The sequence below is a fragment of the Flavobacterium piscis genome (assembly GCF_031457575.1).
Taxonomy (GTDB): Bacteria; Bacteroidota; Bacteroidia; order Flavobacteriales; family Flavobacteriaceae; genus Flavobacterium; species Flavobacterium piscis_A.
The window spans coordinates 158,673-181,569 of record NZ_JAVDWQ010000001.1; the positions used below are offsets into that span (position 1 = coordinate 158,673).

17 protein-coding genes and 1 riboswitch are annotated in these 22,897 nt (G+C 31.1%); of the genes, 12 read left to right on the forward strand and 5 right to left on the reverse strand.

The genetic code is table 11. From position 1 onward, the window contains the following. Positions 1-92 precede the first annotated feature (92 nt). From J2W48_RS00645 to J2W48_RS00685, 9 genes are all read left to right on the forward strand, one after another. The gene (locus tag J2W48_RS00645) at positions 93-263 is read left to right on the forward strand and encodes a hypothetical protein (protein WP_310276528.1); all 171 of its coding nucleotides are present in this window, start codon (positions 93-95) and stop codon (positions 261-263) included. Between the two features lie 51 nt (positions 264-314). After that, the gene (locus tag J2W48_RS00650) at positions 315-1,613 is read left to right on the forward strand and encodes an O-acetylhomoserine aminocarboxypropyltransferase/cysteine synthase family protein (protein WP_310276531.1); all 1,299 of its coding nucleotides are present in this window, start codon (positions 315-317) and stop codon (positions 1,611-1,613) included. Positions 1,614-2,244: 631 nt separating this feature from the next. Continuing rightward, on the forward strand, positions 2,245-2,445 hold the full coding sequence (locus J2W48_RS00655; RefSeq protein WP_310276534.1) for a hypothetical protein: 201 nt from the start codon (positions 2,245-2,247) through the stop codon (positions 2,443-2,445). A 184-nt stretch (positions 2,446-2,629) separates the two neighbouring features. Next, a riboswitch (SAM riboswitch) is annotated at positions 2,630-2,737 on the forward strand. 78 nt (positions 2,738-2,815) lie between these two features. Then, positions 2,816-3,799 (forward strand): alpha/beta fold hydrolase, encoded by a 984-nt coding sequence (locus J2W48_RS00660; protein ID WP_310276539.1) that lies wholly within the window; start codon positions 2,816-2,818, stop codon positions 3,797-3,799. Position 3,800: 1 nt separating this feature from the next. Continuing rightward, positions 3,801-6,215, forward strand: coding sequence for a bifunctional aspartate kinase/homoserine dehydrogenase I (thrA, locus tag J2W48_RS00665; RefSeq protein ID WP_310276541.1), 2,415 nt, complete (start codon positions 3,801-3,803; stop codon positions 6,213-6,215). 118 nt (positions 6,216-6,333) lie between these two features. Next, entirely contained in the window at positions 6,334-6,765 is a 432-nt protein-coding gene (locus tag J2W48_RS00670) for an OsmC family protein (protein ID WP_310276546.1), read from the forward strand. Between the two features lie 178 nt (positions 6,766-6,943). Beyond that, on the forward strand, positions 6,944-8,116 hold the full coding sequence (locus J2W48_RS00675) for a trans-sulfuration enzyme family protein (RefSeq protein ID WP_310276548.1): 1,173 nt from the start codon (positions 6,944-6,946) through the stop codon (positions 8,114-8,116). A gap of 153 nt (positions 8,117-8,269) precedes the next feature. After that, a complete protein-coding gene (locus J2W48_RS00680; protein ID WP_310276551.1) occupies positions 8,270-8,779 on the forward strand; it encodes an RDD family protein in 510 nt (169 codons plus the stop codon). Positions 8,780-8,918: 139 nt separating this feature from the next. Continuing rightward, positions 8,919-9,329, forward strand: a complete 411-nt coding sequence (locus J2W48_RS00685) for an RrF2 family transcriptional regulator (RefSeq protein ID WP_310276552.1) — start codon at positions 8,919-8,921, stop codon at positions 9,327-9,329. A 66-nt stretch (positions 9,330-9,395) separates the two neighbouring features. Here J2W48_RS00685 and J2W48_RS00690 read toward each other — a convergent pair whose 3' ends face one another. Beyond that, positions 9,396-9,932 (reverse strand): hypothetical protein, encoded by a 537-nt coding sequence (locus J2W48_RS00690; protein WP_310276555.1) that lies wholly within the window; start codon positions 9,930-9,932, stop codon positions 9,396-9,398. Positions 9,933-10,070: 138 nt separating this feature from the next. Here J2W48_RS00690 and J2W48_RS00695 point away from each other — a divergent pair, with 138 nt between their 5' ends. Next, on the forward strand, positions 10,071-11,846 hold the full coding sequence (locus tag J2W48_RS00695; RefSeq protein ID WP_310276558.1) for a DUF4153 domain-containing protein: 1,776 nt from the start codon (positions 10,071-10,073) through the stop codon (positions 11,844-11,846). Positions 11,847-11,902: 56 nt separating this feature from the next. Here J2W48_RS00695 and J2W48_RS00700 read toward each other — a convergent pair whose 3' ends face one another. The 3 genes from J2W48_RS00700 to J2W48_RS00710 form a co-directional block, all read right to left on the reverse strand. Continuing rightward, a complete protein-coding gene (locus tag J2W48_RS00700) occupies positions 11,903-14,044 on the reverse strand; it encodes a hypothetical protein (protein ID WP_310276561.1) in 2,142 nt (713 codons plus the stop codon). 178 nt (positions 14,045-14,222) lie between these two features. Continuing rightward, on the reverse strand, positions 14,223-16,910 hold the full coding sequence (locus J2W48_RS00705) for a carboxypeptidase-like regulatory domain-containing protein (protein ID WP_310276564.1): 2,688 nt from the start codon (positions 16,908-16,910) through the stop codon (positions 14,223-14,225). A 28-nt stretch (positions 16,911-16,938) separates the two neighbouring features. Further along, positions 16,939-17,847: a GLPGLI family protein gene (locus J2W48_RS00710; protein WP_310276567.1), complete on the reverse strand. Its 909-nt coding sequence runs from the start codon at positions 17,845-17,847 to the stop codon at positions 16,939-16,941. Positions 17,848-18,075: 228 nt separating this feature from the next. Here J2W48_RS00710 and J2W48_RS00715 point away from each other — a divergent pair, with 228 nt between their 5' ends. Together J2W48_RS00715 and J2W48_RS00720 are read left to right on the forward strand one after the other, a co-directional pair. Then, on the forward strand, positions 18,076-18,891 hold the full coding sequence (locus J2W48_RS00715; RefSeq protein ID WP_310276570.1) for a hypothetical protein: 816 nt from the start codon (positions 18,076-18,078) through the stop codon (positions 18,889-18,891). Then, positions 18,891-19,505, forward strand: coding sequence for a deoxynucleoside kinase (locus tag J2W48_RS00720; protein WP_310276573.1), 615 nt, complete (start codon positions 18,891-18,893; stop codon positions 19,503-19,505). Before J2W48_RS00715 ends, J2W48_RS00720 begins: the two co-directional genes overlap by 1 nt. Before the next feature lie 408 nt (positions 19,506-19,913). On the opposite strand, the gene J2W48_RS00725 is transcribed toward J2W48_RS00720, so the two are convergent. Further along, positions 19,914-22,781, reverse strand: coding sequence for a triple tyrosine motif-containing protein (locus J2W48_RS00725; protein WP_310276576.1), 2,868 nt, complete (start codon positions 22,779-22,781; stop codon positions 19,914-19,916). Positions 22,782-22,897 lie beyond the last annotated feature (116 nt).

Genomic DNA, 22,897 nt, shown 5'->3' on the forward strand with positions numbered 1-22,897 from the left:
GAAAGATAAAATCTTTGTTATAGTTTCCTGACTATAGCCCTTTTGGTAGCCATCCAAAAGGGCTTTTTTTATTCAACATTAAAACTAAAATTATGAAAATAGTATATAAAATCTTAAAAACAATTAGCCTAAAAAATATTTTTGGGGTAATTCAAAATCAAAAATCAAATTTGAACTTACAAAAAGGTAAATTATATTCTGATGAAACAAATTCATTGCTTACGCATATGTATTCTGCTGAAAATGATAACCTTTTTATTTAAAAAAGAATTTAAAATAATAAGAATAGTAATAATACTTAAAACTAAGAAATCATGAGCACACAAAAATTCGCAACAAACGCATTACACGCGGGTCACGATGTAACTAAAAATGGAGGTACAAGAGCAGTACCAATTTATCAGACATCCTCGTATGTTTTTAATAATTCAGATCATGCCGCCAATTTATTCGGTTTAGTTGAAGCCGGATTTATTTATACAAGATTAAACAATCCTACAAATGATGTTTTGGAACAACGGCTGGCTTCACTTGAAGGTGGAATTGGAGCAGTTGTTACAGCTTCTGGAGCTTCAGCCATTTCTACAACTTTATTGACTTTGCTGAAAGCAGGTGATCACATTGTAGCATCAAACAGTTTGTATGGTGGAACTTATAATTTATTAAAAGTCACTTTGCCGAGATTAGGCATAACAACCACTTTTGTAGATCCCTCAAAAGCAGAAAATTTCACTAAGGCAGCAAAAGAAAACACACGGGCATTTTTCGTAGAATCACTTGGTAACCCAAAATTGGATATATTGGATTTGAAAGCTATTTCGGCGGAAGCCAGAAACTTTAAAGTGCCTTTTATTGTTGATAATACTGTCGCCACACCTTATTTGCTAAATCCAATTGAACATGGGGCCAATATTGTAATTCATTCCCTGACTAAATATATTTCCGGTAACGGGACTTCATTAGGAGGTGTTATTATTGATGCCGGAACTTTTGACTGGTCTAATGGAAAATTCCCCGAATTTACAGAACCTTCTGCCGGATATCATGGTCTTGTATATCACGAAGCATTAGGTAATGCTGCTTTTATTGCAAAGGCAAGAATTGAAGGCTTACGTGATTTCGGTTCTGCTTTGAGTCCGTTTAATGCTTTTCAAATCATTCAGGGACTGGAAACATTACCAATCCGGATCAAGAAACATAGTGAAAATGCTTTGGCTTTAGCACAATGGTTAGAAAAGCAGGACGAAGTCGTTTGGGTAAATTATCCGGGTTTGAAATCGAGTAAATATTATGATTTAGCTCAGGAATATTTACCAGAAGGTCAAAGCGGGATTATAACATTTGGTTTACAAGGCGGTTTTGAAGCAGCTAAAAAAGTAGTTGACGAAACTAAGTTGTTTTCTCTTTTAGCCAATATAGGTGATACTAAATCACTTATTATTCATCCTGCAAGCACAACACATCAGCAATTAACTGATCAGGAACAATTGGAAACCGGAGTTTCAAAAGATTTGATTCGACTTTCTGTGGGGATTGAAGATATAGATGATTTAATTACGGATTTGCATACTGCTTTCTCAAGTGTTGCTCATTCCCAATATAGTAAAAATTAGGTTTTTTGTTTTTTGTTTGAAAATTACCTTTAGCAACGATCTCTTGCTAGAGGTAATTTTTATTTAAAGACACAATCAAAAAAGCTCTTTGATATACGATATACAGATTTGTAGAGTGAGTTTAGAATGTTTTTTGATTATAAGTAAGTAATAATTTCGGTTTATTTAAAAATAAAACTATTTGTAAGTTATTTTTTAACAAAATTTTAGCATACTTATTTGGTTAATTAAAAAAAACTTCGCATATTTGTTAAACCCAAAAACAACGGTAAAATGTTTAATTTCAATCAAATGTCTTATGTCATTTCGGAGAATACCGATGGGTTGTCTATTGCTTAAAATTACAAATAATATATAGCAAAGCCTCCCAAAATTTTGGGGGGCTTTTTAAATTTATACAAATGCAGAATTTTTTTAAAACAACAAATATAAAGATGAATAATTACTCGCAGATGAACCTGATGATTATTGTCGCTGTAATTAGCGTATATGTCTGTTGATTTCCAAAAGAAAAGTTTGAAAACTTAAACCCTTTTGGTATTTATTTCCAAAAGGGTTTTTTTATTTCATGGGATTACTAAAAAAAGCAATAATAGAAAAAATTAAATATAACGAACTAAAACTTAATATTATGAGCAGATTTAACTACTTAACAAGAGCATTTTCAACATTAAAAAGCATCAGGACAAAAAGAAACAATCCACCGCCAAAAAATGAATTGATCCATCCAAGATTCGGGATCACGGAAACGGATATGACCGTTGAAAAAAAAGAACCAAACTCTTTATTGTTTTTGATGTATTCTAAAGAAAATGAAACACTTTTTATTTAAATCGGGAAGAATTATATAATAGAGTTTCAGCTTAATTTTACTGGGCAAATTGTTCGGTAATTTTTTGCGTACATTAGTTTAGTTTGAATTATATTTAAGAAATTGAGGAATCAGTTTCGATAAAATTTGTTTGTTTAAGAAAATAGTAGTTAATTTGCACCTTTAAGTTCAGAAACGTATTGAAATGTTATAAAGAAAGGACGAGGGATTAGACCCGATGAATCCTTAGCAACCCTTCGGTAAAGCGAAGAAGGTGCTGCATTCTACCACGCCCAACGTGGAAAGATAACAACAAGAATTTTTCTAGTTACACTCTAGACTTTCTTTCTAATATTTCCATATACAAATCAATAATACAACAGATTTGAAATTGGAAAATATACCAAGCCCTATTATAATACAAAATTTCACCACTGAAAATGGTGCGTTTTACCAGTCATTACCTTTAAGCTTTGAAGTTTTTGGTTTACCATTATACAATGCTCCTATTGTTTTGGTGAATCATGCCCTGACCGGTAATGCTCAGGTAACGGGCGAAAATGGTTGGTGGAGTGATTTAATTGGAGATGGTAAAACAATCGACACGACCAAATATACAGTATTGGCATTCAATGTTCCCGGCAATGGAAATGATTCGTTTGTTCTTGAAAATTATCTGGATTTTACCACAAGGGATATTGCGAGGATTTTTTTAGAAGGAGTCAAAACTTTAAATATAGTGCAGCTTTATACTATTATTGGCGGATCTGTTGGAGGAGGAATCGCATGGGAAATGCTTGCTTTAGAACCAAATATTACTCAAAACCTGATACCGATTGCAACCGATTGGAAATCGACAGACTGGATGATTGCTAATTGTTATTTACAGGAACAAATCCTGAACAATTCATCAAAACCAATTGAAGATGCCCGAATTCATGCTATGTTGTGTTACCGTTCTCCCGAATCATTCAAAGAAAAATTTCAGCGTACGATTAATCAGGATCTTTTGATTTTTAACATAGAAAGCTGGCTGGCACATCACGGTAGTAAACTGCAGAAACGTTATCAGTTGTCTTCTTATAAATTGATGAATCAATTGCTTAAGACCATAGATATTACCAGAAATAGTGAAGATTTTGAAACTTTACTATCTAAAACAAGTGCTGCGATTCATATCATTGCAATCGATTCGGATTTGTTTTTTACACCAAAGGAAAACCTGGAAACTTATAATGAATTAAAAAAGTTTAAAGAAAATGTTTTTTACAGCGAAATAAACTCGGTTCACGGACATGACGCTTTTTTAATAGAGTACAAACAATTAGATAATTTACTTGCGGATATTTTTAAAGCCGAAACAATAGAAAAATAAAATGAAAATATTAAAATTTGGAGGTAAATCGTTATCAAACGGAGAAGGGCTAAACAAAGTTGTTTCTATCATTGCTGAAAAAGTAAATCAGGGTGAAAAAATTGCTGTAGTAGTTTCAGCAAGAGGAAACGCAACAGATGAACTGGAATATATTTTAAAAATTGCCGCTAAAAATGGTGACTATAAACGACTATTAGAAAATTTTAAAACCTACCAAATTTCAGATTATCCTCAGGTAGATTTGTCTGAAGAGTTTACTGTTTTAGATAAACTTTTTGAAGGTGTGAGTCTGATTGGGGATTATAGCAATAAAATTAAAGACCAGATTTTGTCTAAAGGCGAATTGCTTTCAGCCAAATTGTTAACTGCTATTTTAATTGAAAAAGGGATACCCGCTAATTTTGCAGATTCAAGAGAGTTACTAAAAACAGATTCTAAATTTGGTGATGCACAGCCTTTAGAACAGCTTTCTAAGAAAAATGTTATCAATTATTTTAAAGAGCATAATGGTTCGACTGTTAATGTTATAACTGGTTTTATTGGTTCAAATAATAACAATGACACCACAACTTTAGGAAGAAACGGCAGTAACTACACAGCATCGTTAATTGCTAATTATCTGAATGCCGAAGAACTTCAGAATTTTACACATGTTGACGGAATCTACACAGCAAACCCGGATTTAGTGGCAGATGCTAAAAAAATCGAATATTTATCATTTAACGAAGCAAACGAATTAGCCAATTTTGGAGCTACTATTTTACACGCCAAAACGATTATTCCTTTATTGGAAAAAAATATTCCACTTAGAATTTTAAATACGTTCAATCATGAAAATCGTGGAACTTTAATCACTTCCGATTCTTCTAAGGAAGGTATTAAAACACTTTCAGTTCTTGAAAATGTTTCCTTACTGAATCTTGAAGGTCGTGGATTACTTGGAAAAGCAGGGGTTGATGCCCGAATTTTTAAGGTAATGGGTGATCACAATATTAGCGTGAGTATTATTTCCCAAGGTTCTTCTGAAAGAGGAATTGGACTTGTTGTTGCTACTGATAAAGCTACAACGGCAATGGTTGAACTAGAGAAAGAGTTCGAAAATGATTTTTATTCAAAAGATGTAAATCAGATTACGGTAACGGATAATGTTTCGGTTATTTCGATTATTGGTCAGGATTTGAGTACTTTTCATAAACCGTATACAGCATTAATCAAAAATAAAATTGTTCCGATATTGTTTAACAACACGGTTACAGGTAAGAACGTGAGTTTGGTAGTTAAAAAATCTGAACTTAATAAAGCTTTAAATGTAATTCACGGTGAGATTTTCGGAGTTTCCAAAAAAATCAACATTGCGATTTTTGGACATGGATTAGTGGGCGGAACTTTGATCAATCAAATTTTGGAATCGGCTGCTGCTATCGAAAAGCGTAAGGATATTAAACTGAACGTTTTTGCAATTGCAAATTCTAAAAAGCTGATTTTAAATAAAAATGGTGTGACTTCTGACTGGAAAAATGAAATTCAGAGTAAAGGACTTGATTATACCATCAAGGATATTATTGAGTATGCAGATAAGTACCATTTAGAAAATTTAATTGCGATTGATAATACAGCAAGTGCTTCGTTTGTAGAAAATTATATTCCGCTTGCAGAAAGTAGTTTCGATTTAATTTCTTCAAATAAAGTAGCCAATACATTAAGCTATGGTTTTTATAAAGAATTAAGAAAAGTTTTGGCTGATAATCAGAAGAATTATTTATATGAAACCAATGTTGGTGCCGGGTTACCATTAATTGATACTATAAAACTATTGCATCTTTCGGGTGAAAATATCACCAAAATAAAAGGAGTCTTTTCAGGAACATTGAGTTATTTATTCAATAATTTTTCTGCAAAAGACGCTCCGTTTAGCGAAATTCTGCAGGAAGCAATTGATAATGGTTACACAGAACCGGATCCGCGCGAGGATTTATGCGGAAATGATGTGGGAAGAAAACTATTGATTCTGGCAAGAGAATTAGACTTGCAGAATGAATTTGAAGAAATCTCGATTCAGAATTTAATTCCGGAGCATTTACGTGAAGGAAATGTTTCAGATTTCCTAACCAAATTGAAGGAATTCGATCCAATTTATGATAAAATAAAAGCAGGACAAAAGCCAAATCACGTGTTAAGATACATTGGTGAATTGTCAGGAGATTTGCAAAATGATAAAGGAAACCTGGAAGTAAAATTAGTTTCAGTACCTTCTGATACTGCACTGGGAGGGTTAAAAGGTTCAGATTCTTTCTTCGAAATTTATACAGAATCCTACGGCGACAGACCAATCGTAATTCAGGGAGCCGGAGCCGGTTCTGCTGTAACGGCAAGAGGAGTTTTTGGAGATATTTTGAGATTATCGGATAAGGGATAATGAAATAAAGAGTAACGGTAAAAGTAACCAGTGATCAGTTTTTAGTATTCAGTTTTAAATAAAATCCGTTGAAACCGCGTTTGTAAATCCGCGTTATCAGCGTTCAAAAAAGATAACAATGAAAATAACATTAAACAGAGTAAACGAAAACTTCCATTTTCAATTAAAAAATGAACGCGGACATATAGTAAATGTTGATGCCAGACCAGAATTCGGAGGTAATGACATGGGGCCAAGCCCGATGGAATTAGTTTTGATGGGCGTAGCAGGCTGCAGTGGAATCGATATGATTTCAATCTTGAAAAAGCAACGCCAGGAAATTACTTCTTTTAAAGCTGAGGTCGAAGGTGAGCGTGTTCAGGTAGGGGAAGCCAAACCATTTAAAGATATTTATGTAGTTTTTTCTTTGGAAGGGAATATTAAAGAAGACAAAGCCGCAAAAGCCGCACAATTATCATTCGAAAAATATTGTTCGGTTTCTAAAACAGTGGAGCCAACAGCAACCATACATTATAAAGTAGTTTTGAACGGAGTAGAATTAGAAAAATAAAATAATTAGAAAATTAGTTAATTAGAGAATGGGATAATTCTCAGACTTGTTATTAAATAATAAAAATTCGCATCATATTTCTTAGTGAATCTCTGAGTTTTTTTGCGAGTCTTTGTGAAATTTTAAAAAACGACGAATTTGTGCCAATTAGTGCAATTCGTGTTAAACAAAAAACAAAATGAACGAACAAGAATTTAGTTTTGAAACAGAAGCTATCAGGACCCATTTAGAAAGAACGCAATTTCAGGAACATTCGACGCCATTGTATTTGTCATCGAGTTTTGTATTTGAAGATGCTGAAGATATGAGAGCTTCTTTTACAGAGGAAAAAGAACGTAATATTTATAGTCGTTTTAGCAACCCAAATACAACCGAATTTGTCGATAAAGTGTGTAAAATGGAGGGAGCTGAAGCAGGTTATGCTTTTGCCACAGGAATGGCAGCAATTTATTCGACTTTTGCAGCATTGTTAGGTTCAGGAGATCATATTGTTTCTGCGGGCAGTGTTTTTGGTTCAACTCATGCTTTGTTTATGACTTACTTTCCAAAATGGAATATTGAAACTACTTATTTTGATATCAATAAACCGGAAACAATAGAAAGCTGTATTAAACCAAACACTAAAATTTTATATGCTGAAACACCTACAAATCCTGGTGTTGATGTAGTTGATTTAGAATTGTTAGGTGCAATTGCTAAAAAGCATAATTTAATTTTAATAATTGATAACTGTTTTGCAACGCCATATATTCAGCAGCCTATTAAATATGGTGCGCATATTGTCGTTCATTCAGCTACCAAATTAATGGATGGGCAAGGGCGTGTTTTGGGTGGAGTTGCAGTTGGAGAAGCGGAACTAATTCGTAAAATCTACCTTTTTTCAAGAAATACAGGACCTGCAATGTCTCCGTTTAATGCGTGGGTATTATCAAAAAGTTTAGAAACTTTGGCTGTTCGTGTTGACAGACATTGTGAAAATGCGTTGAAGGTCGCCGAGTTTCTGGAAAGCCACCCTAATGTAAACAGTGTGAAATATCCTTTCTTAAAATCACATCCTAAATATGAAATTGCCAAAAAACAAATGCGTTTAGGAGGTAATATTATTGCATTTGAAATTAAAGGAGGAATTGAAGCCGGGCGACAATTTTTAGACAAGATTAAATTGTGTTCACTTTCAGCAAATATTGGGGACGTTAAAAGTATTGTGACACATCCGGCATCAACAACACACAGTAAATTATCTGCTGAAGAAAAGTTAGCAGTTGGAATTACTGAAGGTTTAGTACGTGTCTCTGTAGGTTTAGAAACTGTAAATGATGTTATTGCCGATTTAGAGCAGGCACTTTCGTAATATTCGGTAAATATTTCAAAATATTAAGCAACGATTTTTGACTGTAATTTTTATACTGTTAAAAATCGTTGCTTGTTTAATATAAGTTGAAGTAAAAAGTATATTTTTGTTGCCAACTAAACCAAAACAAATTAATTTTTATACCTGCTTAACATGAACGATTCTGTTTACATTCTGGATGAAGAATTATTAGCTTCAAATAACAAACGCTTTCTAAATTATGTTTTAGACCATATATTTTTTGTGGTTTTACTTATTCTAATTGGAGTTGTACTTGGGATTCTTATCAGTTTATTTAATTTTACATCGGTAAGCATCTGGATTGAATCTTTAGGAGATTTAGGTTGGAATTGTGTTGTGATAATTATTTCAATAAGTTATTATACACTTTTTGAGAGTCTATCTGGAAGAACTCTGGGGAAATTAATCACAGGAACTATAGTTGTAAATGAAAACGGAAAAAAACCTGATTTTGGAACTGTATTTAAAAGAAGTTTATGCCGATTAATCCCGTTTAATGCTTTTTCTTTTTTATTTAATCCGGGATTGGGATGGCACGATTCGATTTCTGATACGTATGTTGTCGATAAAAAATCATTGGAGGAGAGCTTGAAAATGTTTAATGATTTTAAATTAATTGGAGTTAAGGAAACCGAAGAATAAACATATCGCTTTAGGTTTGTTCTTTTAGTAATACTTCAATCAAAAAGTATATTTTTGTGATTGAAAAAGTTGTATCGATTGTCATTTTTAAAAATCACAAATCAGCAATCGTTATTCAACACTCTTAAATCATTTTAAAATGCTTTCAAAGAAAACAAAATACGGAATTAAAGCTTTAACCTTTTTGGCGAGACGCGACAATAAAGAGCCTGTACAAATTGCTGAAATCGCTAAAAGCGAACATATTTCGATTAAATTTCTGGAAAGTATTTTGTTACTGCTTCGGAATTCTGGTTTTCTGGGAGCAAAAAAAGGAAAAGGCGGAGGTTATTACCTGATAAAAGATCCAAAAGACATCAGTATGGCCCATGTTTACCGTATCCTTGAAGGACCAATAGCATTACTCCCATGTGCAAGTCATAATTTTTATGAAAAATGTGATGATTGTGATGATGAAACTACCTGCGCTGCAAGACGCTTAATGACAGAGGTGAGAGATAATACATTAAAAATACTCGAAAGTAACTCTTTGGCAGATATTGCATTTTAGAAAATACAGGTAAAAAACAAAATAAAAAAGAAAAGCATTTCAAACTTCTGAAATGCTTTTCTTTTTTTATGAGTAATCATAATATTTATTCCTTACCAGACCCGGATAACGTCTGTCGAAAAGAGAAATATCATCTGCAATTCCTTCTTTAGATACTAGTAAAACGACTGCTTTACCTTTAATATTAGCTTTATCAATTTGTTCTTTTGTAGCAGCACCTAAATATAATAATGGTGCATCCACTTTAATATTTGTGGTTTCTGCCACCAAAACATCTTTCCACAATTTATATTCCTTTTGTCCAATTTTAAATTTTGTGTTTGGAGTAACCTGATGTCTGTACATCTCAAAAAACTGAAAAAAAGTCCCATCATCACCTGCCGGAGCCATTCCTGCATCTCTTGCTTTATTGGCCAGCCACATCGACACTTTTAGTTCATCTAAGGTTCCAGCCTCACGACCATTGAAATGATTACCTGCCATTTCATACATATCTTTTTTAAGATCTTCAACTTTGATTGCTGAAGCTAAAGGTTTTTTGACTGTTTGTGAAAAAGCTATCCCTCCACATAAAATCAGACCTAAGATTATTTTACTTTTCATAAATTTTAATTTGATAATCAAATTTAATGATTTAAAAAGAAAAACCCTTCCAATTCCAAAGCCTTTAAGATCTGTTATACTTTCATTTGTATATGTGTTACAATTTGCTTTCCTTAGTACAAAATAACTGACCAAAAAATGAGTAAACTTCCTTCGTTACAGAAAGTGTTAAATGCTGCAAAAAAAGCCACTCTTAGATTTCCATTAGAAACTATAACTGCAATTTGCGGAACCATTTTCGCTATTTTATTCATTCAACAAGAACATTCACAACCAGAAGAATTCTATATAAAAGCTATAATGAGCTGCTCGTTATGTTTGGTTTGGTTTGTTTCTGTAAGCCTGTTTTTTGCGGCAAAACAAAAAAACAATAGTATTTTAAAATATCTTATTAGCTTAGCTGTTGGAGTTTTATTAATTGTCTTTGTGTTTAATTTTGATAAAAGAATATCCGATGTTGAAGCACAGCAATTTTTTGTACTTAATCTTGCTTTACACCTACTCGTTTCATTCGCAGGTTTTTTACCAAGGGTTTACAATCAGGAAGAGTTTTGGGAATTTAATAAACAACTTTTTTTACGAATCCTTACTGCAGGTTTATACAGCATTGTTCTTTATGGGGGTTTAGCATTAGCGATATTAGCTGTAGATCAATTGTTTAAAGTTAAATTTGATAATAAAATCTATGGCTATTTATTTTTTATCATTGCAGGAATTTTTAATACTATTTTCTTTTTAAGCGGAGTTCCTGAAACTAATAGCAAAGCATTTCCACTTCAGTTGAGTTATCCTAAAGGACTTAAAAATTTCACTCAATTTGTATTATTACCTCTTGTCAGTATCTATTTGATCATCTTAATAAGCTATGAAGCCAAAATACTTATTACACTTTCGTTACCTGTCGGCTGGGTTTCCTACCTTGTTTTAGCGTTTGCTATTACCGGAATTCTTTCTTTTTTACTGGTTCATCCTATCGCAGAGGAAAGTGGAAATCTTTGGATGCGAACTTTCAATCGCTGGTTTTATTTCTTATTGGTTCCATTACTAGCACTTTTGTTTTGGGCAATTTTATATCGCATCAATCTTTATGGCTTTACGCATGAACGTTATTATGTCTTGTTGCTATCTGTTTGGCTAACGGTTGTTGTTGCTTATTTTTTAATTCAGAAACATCCACAAATAAAATTTATTCCAATTAGCATGTGCATTGCAGGGTTGTTTTCTATTATTGGCCCTCAAAGTGCAAATTCAATTTCAAAATACAGTCAATTATTAAGGTTTGAAAATTATATTCAAAAAGTGGATGGTAAGAAACTTACTTTTGAACAAGAGCAGGAATTAAGCAGCATTGTTTATTTTTTAGATAGAAATTACGGATTTGAAGTTATGCTTCCGTATGCTAACAAGAAATTAGATATACTTTACAAAAAAGATAAAGACCCGGGTTCAACACAAATTATGAAAAGCTTAGGTTTTGAATATCGGTCTGAATATGATCGAAAAAATGATTTAAATAATTCTTTTCACTATTATTTCTATGAAAACAATGATGACAATGTAGTAAATATTCACGGTTATGATTTTATATTCACCGTGATTCAAAATAATGATTTCAAATGCGTAAACTGCTTAAAGATAGAGAATAAAACTTATTCAATAAAGACAAAATCTAAAGATTACGGCCTTGATTTACAAATTAATCAGGATATAATTCCTCTAAAAATAAATGATTTTATTAATACAAATCCAGGATTTAAAAATGACTATAATTCAAATATAAAAATTGAACAAAAAATTGAGAATTCAAAATATTCTGTCAATATAACTTATCTAAGTGCTAATGGTACAATTGAAAAGGATAAAAAAACACCTCTAAATTACCAGATCAAAATAATGGTAGGCATCAAAAAATAAAAAGTCCCCGCCAAACTTTAAAATTTGTCGGGTACTTTTTTATGAAATATGAAATTTTAATACGTACCATTTTGCATTTTTGCCAAAACTTCCTTCATATCATTTAATGTTTCCTGTTCGAAAACTGTACTCGAAAATTGTAATGCTTTTTCCTGTGTTGCAATAGCTTTCTCTTTTTGTCCATCCTTATAATACAACTGCGCCAAAGTATCCAGATAATAAGGATTATTCTTTGAAACTGTCAAACTATATTCTGACCAGATAATTGCTTTCTTTAAAAAAAGAGAATTTTGTGGTTTTAAAACAACTAACCATGCTACATTATTTGATAAATCTGAATGATATAACTTAAAAGAATTCCACCCATTGTAGGCGTAATCAGAACCCGGGTCAAGTGTTGCATATATTTCATCTAACCTTTGAATTGGGTTTCCTTTTTCTGCTACCAGATATTTATCAAAATAGACATCAAATTCCTTTATATATTCACTATCTGTACCTTTTGCTTCGGCTTCTGAATTTAAAAAGGCTAAGTAATTTTTATAAATATCAAAACCTCCTTTACCCTCTCCAATTAATTTTTTATAAACTGAATTAATTCTGTCCTGACTTAATTTACCTGAAGAAATGTCATTCTGCAAATTCGAAGAATATTGCTCTAATGCTATGGCAATTTCCGCACTTAAATCTCCAATAGCATGAGTTTCTGCTTCTTTGTTATTGAATTCTAATCGTGCCTGATCAATTGCATCATAATGCTTTATCAAATAATCAATCGACAAGAAATCAGTGCTATTCAATACTTTCTCTTCATTAAAAAATAATTTAGAAAAACCTCTATTAGTAATCTCTTTCAAAATAGCTTCAACTAAATACATATTAGGTTTTGTGTCTTTTTGATGTCCTGTAATCAATTTATTCCAGGATTCTGCAACTTCTTTTTTATTTAAATTAACTTTTTTCAGTTTAAAATCAGCTGGATTGGATTCATCATTATTAGAATCATAATCATAAGGAAGATTAACCGTTGCCGCTATATTAAAAGCCATAATCAAATCAGAATCAGATGCTTTTTTATTTTTTACAACCCCATTAAAACGTTGCAATGCATCCAGTCTTTTTAAACTTTTGTTAAAATCATCGTAGTGGTTGAGCTTTGATTTTTTATCCCATAAAGTTGATTTTGCAGTTGCCAGAATTTCACCATTACCATTCAAAACAACTATACTTGGCTCCTCGTTGATTTTATTTATTTTCAACCATTTTTTATCCTCTTCTGAAGCCAAATAATAATTAAAAAGATCATATTCTGGTTTATAACTTTCATACATACTATAACTAACATCCGTTTCCTGATCTTTTATAAAGGTATCAAACTGCGCTTTTGCAGCATTATTTTTACTGTCAGTATAAACAACAAGAAATTTACTTTTAGTTAAAGAAATAGCAGATTTTAAATTGTCTTCGATCTTAAATTTAAAACTATAATCAGGAACAGGATAACCCTGAACAATTGTGGCCGTGCTATCAACAACAATTTCTGTCCCAAAATCCTCGCTTATTAAAGGTTCTTTTCCCGGATAGGTCCAATTTAATAATTCTTTATTTTCCAACGGAAGAATAGTAGCCTTTTCATCAACAGGAGCACTCTTTTGATTATAAAAAACTAAAAGATTCTTACCCCACTTATCTGCTAATATAAGTTCGTTTGTTTTGTTGTCAATAAAACCATTTATATTCAGATCTCCTATTATGTCTGGTTGGTATTTAATTGTAATTTCTGAAACATTATTTGGAATCCTGTATTTGGAGATTGTTGATTTTCCATCATAATCTTCATAAACCAGATATAAATATTCTGATTTATTGATTTCAAAATCAAGGTTAATTTCCTCAACTTCCGAATTCATTTTTTTTTCAATATCCGAAATTCTCTGATATTGAACTGTTTCATTTTCATTTTGTGTACCAATATAAAAGGAGTAATAAAAGGCTTCTAAAAATTTAATTTTAACCTTTTTGGATTTTGAATTTTTATCAAAACCATATTTTAAATCAAATGGAACTTCTGATTTTGTCTTTTTTTCAAATAATAAACTATCCCCTTTTATTTCGTATTTTCCATAATAAAATACCAATTCATAATTTTCGTTATCCAGCAAATTCAATTTGATTTTTTGTCCTTTGTTTTTAGACAAATAAGACCCTTTTTCGATAGTTTTTGTCTGAGAAAAAGCTGTAAATATTATACAAATAAATAATACGAAACTTGACTTAAAATGGAGCATAATTTAAAAATTGGTTATTAATAGCAACGCAAATATATTTGTTTACCATTGAAAACCAATACAAAAAATAAATTTTATAAAAAAAATACTATAAATTATATTTCATAGAAAAGATAATATATCGGGGTTGAACTGTATATTGTGAAACTCTTGTAGAAAACTGCGAGAAATTATCATCATTTAAATAATTTGTGTTCAGTAAGTTAGTTGCAGCAATCTTATATTCCCATTTACTGTTCTTTTTTTGATAAATTAAACTCGCACTTAAAAAATCATATTCATTATCAACTGTTTTACTGGTGTTATAATAATGATAAAATTCATACTCAGAAACAAACGAAAAGCTATCCAGAAAATAATAATCTACTCTTGCAAAGGGTTTGTCCGTATAAAAAGTTGATCCGCTATATTTATTTATTAAGGCATTATATCCAAACTCAATATTGGGCATGTTTTTAAAATTTGTCGAAGCTTTTACGGTATAACTTTGACTAAAACTCTCTGTTGTAGCCAATTCATTATTTTGAATATTATTAAATTTAGACCAATTGAAACTGGCATTAACCGATGCTTTGTAATTCTTTAAAAACGAACGCCCGTAATTTCCCATACCTGAAAAGGTTTCATCGGCCAGATTAGAATTGTACGGAGTTGATGATTGATTTATTCCGGTAAAATCTGCAGCTGTTTTTATGGCATCCACTTTTTTCGTGTAAGTGGCATTGGCAAAGATGTTCTCAAAGTTGAACATATTGTATTTAAAATAACGTAACGAATGTACTTGTGAAGTTGCATTTTCCAAGAAACGATTCCCTCTGAACAAACTGCTGTAATCTGACAAAACATATCCTGCAGCTAACTGATTGATATCTGTAAAATCATTGGATAATGAAAAATTATATGTCAATGTTTCCGCTTTTTTAATTTGATACAAAGCAAAAAAATCAGGTAAAATCTTTATGAAATTTTGAGAATAATCCGTTCCTGATTGTGTATTTGTCATTGCATACGAATGCACACTAACTCCAGGGGTCAAAGTAAATTTTCCGGTTAAAATCTTATAGTGAAACCCTAAAAAAGTGTCATTAAAATTATAATTTACCTGATTATTGTTTTCGGGATCATTTAAATCATTTTTATCTCCATTATCTAAAATCTGGAAAATATGGGAATTAAAATTTTGATACGAAAAAGTATTCCCTAACGTGATATTGACGTTACTTTTTGGCGTTACCATATAGTAGTAATCTAATTTAGCGTCAAGTTTATTGGTCTTTACAAATCGGTTCTGATTAAGGTCATTTCTTTCTTGTTCTGAAGTATAACCCAATAAATTAAAAGGCTGTGTTTGCAGATTGGCATTGTAAAGTGGGTTTTCATCCTGATACAGATGCTGCATTTCAAAAGCAAAAATATTTTTTTTGCTTTGCGTGTAATATAAACTTACATTTTGATTTACTGATGTTGGATCTTGCTTTTTAGCAGTTAAAATAGTTTCTCCAGATGATAGATTATTTACAACAGACTCCCGAAATAACTCCGTATTTTCATCCTGCTTGGTCAGTTTGGTCAGAATATCATAATCGAACTGCAGTTTTGTATTAGGCTTATAGCTTGAACTTAATTTAAAAAGTCCGAGATTATTTTTTTGATGTGTAAGTTCGTCTCTTTTTTGCTGGTCTCCGGAATCTAAAATTGTGGTCTGTGATTTTGTTTCCAAATCGGTTTTTGAAGTTGAAAGTATTCCGAAACCGCTTATATTCCATTCTTTTGTAGGTGAATAAGCAAAATTGGTTGCTCCAAATTTCGTTTCGATTTCCTTTGCGCGATTATTCCGCAAAAGCGAAATTCCTATATCATTAGACGAAACATTAAAATTGCTACCGCCCTTTTTCATCATATTCCTAAAACCTCCCGTAAACTTAAAATAATCCTGTGCTGTAAGTGGCAACTCGCCTATATTATTAAAATTAGTAATCAGATTAATACTGTATTTAGGACTATAATAAAATAGTTTAGGGTTGATAATATAACGACTATCCAGCTGCCCTACACCAATACCGGCAGTCACATCTCCAAACCAGAAATTCTTTTTACCTTCTTTCAGTTTGATGTTCATAGCTACATTATCCTGATCGTTTTCCAATCCTTTCAGGGCGCCAATTTCATTATAATTACGTAAAACCTGAATTTTATCAATTGCATCCGCTGGAATATTTTTAACTCCGAGTTTTGTATCTCCATCAAAAAAGTCTCTTCCTTCTACCATTAATTTGGTTACTTTTTTGCCTTCAACTTCAATTTCTCCGTCAGCATTTACCTCAACACCGGGTAATTTTTTCAGGACATCTTCCAGTTTTCTTTCGGTTCCTGATTTAAAGGAGTCTGCGTTATAAACAATTGTATCTCCTTTTATAGAAACAGGCATTTCGCGGACAATCTCAACTCCTTCCAATTCTATACCGGCATCATCCATGACAATATTTTGCGTTATATTTTCGCTTTTGGTTAAAATCGTAATTTCTTTAGATTGCATTCCTAGATAGCTAATCTTAATAACATAAGATACATTGGGCTTCAAAGTCAATTGAAATTTTCCCTTATCGTTGGTAATACCATAGGAATCCATTGCTTTGGTAACATTATTTACAGCCATTACGTTGGCCATTTCCAATGGATTTTTTTGTTGATCCTGAATAAAACCATCAAACCGAATGCTTTGCGAAAAAGATACGCCAGTAATTAAAAAAGCAAGAAAAAAGAATAAGTTTTTCATTAAGAAAGTCTGAAGTGAGCCATTAAAATTAACGTCTAATTATTGTTGAACCAGTATTACCACCTCGTCCCCGGTTCATTTCTCTAAATTCATCCATTTTTTTAATTACCGTTTCATCATACTCTTTTTGAGAAATTACTTTTCCTTTTGTTGGAGCTTTTATAGTTACTTTTTCTTTTGCATTCAAAACAATTTTTGAACATAAAATTGTTGTTTTTCCATCATTTATTTCTAAAATCAAGCCAGGTAAACCCCAATAGTTTTCCGGGCCCTGATTTACCGGGATTTCCGGCGAATACCAGGCTGTTATTGTAATTTCTTTTGGCATTTCGAAATTATCTTCAAAATTAGTTTTTGTATCACCCGAAGTCTTCTTGGCGTCATCCTTTTTCTCTTCTGCCTTTTTATCTTCATTGTTTCTAGGTCTGAAATTTCTAAAGTCGGTTTTGCTCGCTTCTTTAACTGCCGTGGCTTTATAACAAGTATATCCGCCAATTTGTTTTGTTTCCGATTCTAATTTCCAATTCAGTTTTGGCAATGAATCTACTACCAGAAACTCTTTTCCCATAAACTCCTTATCAACTCTATACGATTTGTTTTTTACATCTTTATAAAAAGTTCCGCCACCTCCCATAAAAGAATTCATCATAACGCGCATTCCGCCGCCTTGCTGCCCCGGAGTTTCCAATTTTTCCTCTTCTTTATAAATAGAAGCTGATTTATCAAAATTTAAGATAAATGTTTTTTCAAGCATTTGTTTCATTCGTTCTTCCATGTTCTTTTGCATCTCAGGAGTAATATCCCTGTTTCCCCTCATGCTTTCCAATTTAGGCGTTTGTGTTTTTGATTCATAAACAGCCATTCCCTGAAAATCTTTTTGAGCCTGCGTTTGAGTAATTACAAGCATCAAAGGCATATAAAACAGTATTTTTTTCATTTGGTTTTCTTTAAATTGAGTGAATTCCCACAAAAACTTTGCATTCAAATGTATTGTTAATTTTAAACTACTGAAAATTAAATATATCAACACTTGCTTGATATAGACAAAATTCATTATTTCTTAGACTATTACAATCTAAAAAGGTTTAAGAGAAAAATGAAAAACTAAATATTAAGTCTTTGATATTATAGTTTTTTGTAATTTGGCTCTTTTGAAACCTATATCATGAGCAAAACAGTGCACAAAATTCTAATCCTTATTTTTATTGCCTGTTCTTTCTCTACTGTCGCTTCTCAAAATCTAAAGATTAAACCAATTTTTATTTCGAATTTTATTTTTGATGCTGATGAATTTTTAGGTTATGATTCTTTTGGATTTTCCTATCAGATAAAAAATAATGTCTTTAGCAAAATAAAAGCAAATGAAACCTTTGAATACAAAAATGTTTCATTAGGAAAAATTACTAAAGTCGATATACTGAACCCTCTTAAAATTGTATTATTTTACGAAGATTTTAATACCGGGATTTTGTTAGATAATCAATTAAATAAAATTACTGAAATTAATTTTTCTTTAAATGCAACTCCTATTGTTGTAAATGCCATCGGGATGTCAACCCAAAATCAGTTGTGGATTTATAATGCATTAAACCAGCAAATTGGACTTTTTGATTATCTAAAAAACGAATACAAAACTGTCTCTACTCCCTTAACTGAAAACATAAAATACTATCAAACTGATTTTAATACTTTTTACTGGATTGACAAAAATAACAGTTGGTTTTCCTGTGATATTTTTGGAAAAATCATAGATTTAGGGAAAGTCCCTGAATTTGACACAATAGAAATTTTAAGCAATCATCAATATCTTTTCAGCAAAGCTAATTTGTTGTATTTAAAAGACATTACCAATACAAATACCAGTTCAGTTTCTGAAATTGAAATTTCACAAAAAACCTTTGATAAATTCTGCTGCAAAGACCAAATTTTATCTATTTTTATACCCGGGGAAATCACAAATTATAAAATCGTAATACCGTAATGCACATAGCAATAGCAGGAAATATAGGCGCAGGAAAAACTACTTTGACTAAATTATTAGCCAAACATTTTAAATGGGAACCACATTATGAAGATGTTGTTCACAATCCATATTTAGATGATTTCTACCATCAGATGGAACGCTGGTCATTTAATTTACAAATTTATTTCCTGAACAGTCGCTTCCGTCAGGTATTGCAAATTCGTGAAAGTGGTAAAAAAATCATTCAGGACAGAACGATTTATGAAGATGCGTATATTTTTGCTCCTAATTTATATTCGATGGGATTAATGACAAGCCGTGATTTTGAAAATTACACTTCCTTATTTGAATTAATGGAGTCTTTGGTAAAAGCACCGGACTTATTGATTTATTTACGAAGTTCTATTCCAAATCTGGTAGGACAAATCCACAAACGCGGACGCGAGTACGAAAATTCAATTTCTATAGATTATTTAAGCAGGCTAAACGAAAGATATGAGGCATGGGTTCAAACTTATAATAAAGGAAAATTACTTATAATTGATGTAGACAATATCAATTTTGTAGATAACCCTGAAGATTTAGGAAATATCATTAATCGTATTGATGCTGAATTGAATGGCTTGTTTTAGAAAAAAAACATCATGACTTGGAGATTTTTATTTTAATCAGCGATAAATAATGATTTTCAACACGATAACCAAGACAAAAATATTCTTAGTAAACCTTTTATCATTCATTCCATCCGTTTGGATTGCATTTTTTATATTTGATAATCGGCCGATCCAAATGCGTTTTTGGATACCACTTCTAATTTATTTTCTCATTCAATGTTATATGCTGTATCTAAGCATTGAAACAAAAATTAAAAAAACCTGGATAACTGCAGTAATCAATTTATTTATTGCACTTTTTCTGTGTCTTTCCTTATCCTTTTTTTTGGTAATGTGTACTGCAATTGGAGCAATGAGAGGTTAATATTGCTAAAAATTTCTTCAGATAAAAAATACCTCTGAAAATTAGAGGCATTTTTGTAATTATTAAATACTCATTAAAAATCCAATAAGATTTTCTTTTTTATTTAGTCCAAGTTTTTTTCTTAATCGGTATCTGGCTAATTCCACTCCCCCGTTGGATATATTCATAATTTCTGCAATTTCTTTAGTTGACATATTCATTAACAGGTAGGTTGATAAATCTAATTCCCTGGGTGATATTGTAGGGTATTTTTCTTTTAATCTTTTAAGGAAATCAAAATGTACGTTTTTAATATGTTTTTCTAAATTTTTCCAACTTTTATCCGTGTTAACCTCTTTGACAATACTTTTATGAAGCTTGTTAAATTCAGATTTAGTTGAATCATCTAATATATTGGTATCTATTTCTTTCAGTTTACTTATTATACTATTTAAGGTTTTGTTCTTCTTAACTACTTGTAATGAATTATTTACAAGTTCTTTATCCTTTGCTAAAATTTTTATCTGAAGCTTATCACTTTTAAGCTTTTCAATCTCTTTTTCTAATTCATGTTGCTCTTGTCTGATTCTGGATTCTTTTTCCAAATACAAACGTCTTTGTTCTATTGTTTCATAATATTTATTCTTTCTGATTTTTAATTTTATTCTATTCGAAATAATATAGATACTAGCGTAAACAATTAAGAGATAGAGAATATAAGCCATAAAATGCCTGTACCATGGTGGTAAAATTGTAAATGAAATCATTGAAGGCTCAGATAGAGCTCCATAACTATTTCTAACTTTAACTTTCATTACATAATCACCTTCTCTAAGATTGGTATACTCTTTAAATGAAATTGTTGACCAGTTGCTCCATTTTTCATCAAAATTCTCTAACTGATAAGAAAATTGTACGTTTTCAAGATTTTCATAAGTTGGAGATGAAAACGTAAAGCGAACATGATTTGACGAATACGGGATTCTTAGATTTTCAATTTCATTTTGATTGTTGTTTAATGTGATTGTATCGCCTGGAAAAGAGAAACTGCGAATAAAAGCTTTTGGTTTTGTTGCAAAATCATTAAGTAGTTCAGAGTCATAATGTGCCAGACCATCTGTCAATCCGATAAAAATATTTTTTGAGTCAATTGTATTTACGGATAAATAATTGTTAACTATATTTCCTGTCAAACTGGAAAATGGTGCATCAATATTTTTGTAAGTATTTTTTTGTTTCATTAAAACACCCAAAGATTCATTATAAGTATACCATAAATTTGATTGTGAATCTTGTTTTAATTCATTTATAATTGGAATATTTTTAAATAAATTAGTGAGTTTTTTATCTTCATAAAAAATTTCCTGCTCTGTCGAATATTTATAAAAATGATTATTAGTCTGAAAATAAATTTTCCCGTCAATTTTTTGCATACTGCCTATTTTTTTTATCTGGTCAGTAAGCTGATTTATTTCCGTGATGTCTAAAAAATTCTTCAAATCATTGCTTAAAGTCATTCGATATAAAGACTCATCTTTTTTAATCCAAAAATAAGATTGGTCGAACTCAAAACTTCTGGATGATTTATCAAATCCGTTAAGTTGATTTTTAAATTGAAATCCATTAGATGTCCTTTGAAAGACAGCAAATCCGTCATAATTTGAACCAATAAAAAACCCCGGATGATTTGGTATTTTTTCAAACCCAAAATAACCTTTTGAATCGATGACCCGAATTACCTTCCCCTTTTTAATTAGTAACGCACCTCTGTTATTTGCACATATAAGTTCGTTGTCTATTACCTGTACATTCCATGATTGCGCTGTGGTCCCTTCTACAAGCTTAAAAACATCTTCTTTAAAACTATCATTCCATTCATGATAAAATACACCCTGATTTGTTGCAACATATAAATTTCCTTCGTAAATAACTGAAGCATATACCGTACTAATATTGTAGCTAAACCCAAAATAAGTAAAGGGTGAACTTTCGTTGACAAAAGCAATACCGTTATCAAGCCCAAGCCACAAATTGCTTTCGTTGTCTATAAAAGATGTCAAAATAGTATTGTTTTGAAGTCCTTTTTGACGATTTAAATGCTGAATAATTTTCCCGTTCAAATCGCAAATCACCAAACCGTTTAGGACAGAATTTAAAACAATGAATTTATTTTTTATAATTGAACCGCCAAGTGAAGTGTTTTTTTTAATAAAATTATTAGCCTCAGTATTCCATGGTTTGACTTTGCTATAATCATAAACAAAAAGACCTTCTTCTAAAGTTGCCAAAAGCAATTGGTTCTCATGAAATGGAAAAATAGCCCAAATTTCCATATCATTCAAAGAAGTTGTTCCCTTTAACGGAAATAGCTTTTTGTCTTTATATTCTAAAACACCTAAAACTTTATCCTGAAAATAAAGTTTGTTATTAACGAGAAAAGAAAATTGAAATTTTTTGGGAGCATTAAGAACCCTCAACTTGTTATTTTTATAAAAAAAAGCTTTTGTAAAAGACTGAAAAACAACTTCACCATTATAAATATGAATCTTCCAGATTAGATTTATATTCTGATTATCTTTTTTACTTACCATTTTAGAGACAGAAAAATATTTAAGCTCTCCTTTATTATTTGCTTTAAAATAACCAAACTCATTATTTCCACCTACAAATATTTTTCCAGAAGAATCTATTTTAAGACTTTTTACAGGTTCGTTATTTGGCAACAAATAAGTTCGCCAACTTGAGCCGTCAAACTGAATTAAACCACTATTGTTTGCAAAATACACATTCCCATTTTTATCCTGATCTATATTCCAGTTTTGTGTACCTCCTTTATATTCAGTTCTCTTATAATTTTTTACATTAGGCATTCCTATTTCCTTTACCTGGCAAAAAGTATTATAATGCAAGAAAAGTATTGTAATGCAAAAAAGATGGTTTATGAATTTCATATTTTTCTCTTCTATTTTTATTATTAATGCTGTTTAATTTCATTTAATTGTAATTATCACATTTATTAATTTACCAACATGTATAAGTCTACTTCAAAAACTATATGAATTGATTT

Excerpts from the sequence above, each read along its gene's own strand:
- J2W48_RS00645 (WP_310276528.1), top strand. The coding sequence starts at position 93 with ATGAAAATAGTATATAAAATCTTAAAAACAATTAGCCTAAAAAATATT.
- J2W48_RS00650 (WP_310276531.1), top strand. The coding sequence starts at position 315 with ATGAGCACACAAAAATTCGCAACAAACGCATTACACGCGGGTCACGAT.
- J2W48_RS00655 (WP_310276534.1), top strand. The coding sequence starts at position 2,245 with ATGAGCAGATTTAACTACTTAACAAGAGCATTTTCAACATTAAAAAGC.
- thrA (WP_310276541.1), top strand. The coding sequence starts at position 3,801 with ATGAAAATATTAAAATTTGGAGGTAAATCGTTATCAAACGGAGAAGGG.
- J2W48_RS00670 (WP_310276546.1), top strand. The coding sequence starts at position 6,334 with ATGAAAATAACATTAAACAGAGTAAACGAAAACTTCCATTTTCAATTA.
- J2W48_RS00675 (WP_310276548.1), top strand. The coding sequence starts at position 6,944 with ATGAACGAACAAGAATTTAGTTTTGAAACAGAAGCTATCAGGACCCAT.
- J2W48_RS00680 (WP_310276551.1), top strand. The coding sequence starts at position 8,270 with ATGAACGATTCTGTTTACATTCTGGATGAAGAATTATTAGCTTCAAAT.
- J2W48_RS00685 (WP_310276552.1), top strand. The coding sequence starts at position 8,919 with ATGCTTTCAAAGAAAACAAAATACGGAATTAAAGCTTTAACCTTTTTG.
- J2W48_RS00690 (WP_310276555.1), bottom strand. The coding sequence starts at position 9,932 with ATGAAAAGTAAAATAATCTTAGGTCTGATTTTATGTGGAGGGATAGCT.
- J2W48_RS00695 (WP_310276558.1), top strand. The coding sequence starts at position 10,071 with ATGAGTAAACTTCCTTCGTTACAGAAAGTGTTAAATGCTGCAAAAAAA.
- J2W48_RS00705 (WP_310276564.1), bottom strand. The coding sequence starts at position 16,910 with ATGAAAAACTTATTCTTTTTTCTTGCTTTTTTAATTACTGGCGTATCT.
- J2W48_RS00710 (WP_310276567.1), bottom strand. The coding sequence starts at position 17,847 with ATGAAAAAAATACTGTTTTATATGCCTTTGATGCTTGTAATTACTCAA.
- J2W48_RS00715 (WP_310276570.1), top strand. The coding sequence starts at position 18,076 with ATGAGCAAAACAGTGCACAAAATTCTAATCCTTATTTTTATTGCCTGT.
- J2W48_RS00720 (WP_310276573.1), top strand. The coding sequence starts at position 18,891 with ATGCACATAGCAATAGCAGGAAATATAGGCGCAGGAAAAACTACTTTG.
- J2W48_RS00725 (WP_310276576.1), bottom strand. The coding sequence starts at position 22,781 with ATGAAATTCATAAACCATCTTTTTTGCATTACAATACTTTTCTTGCAT.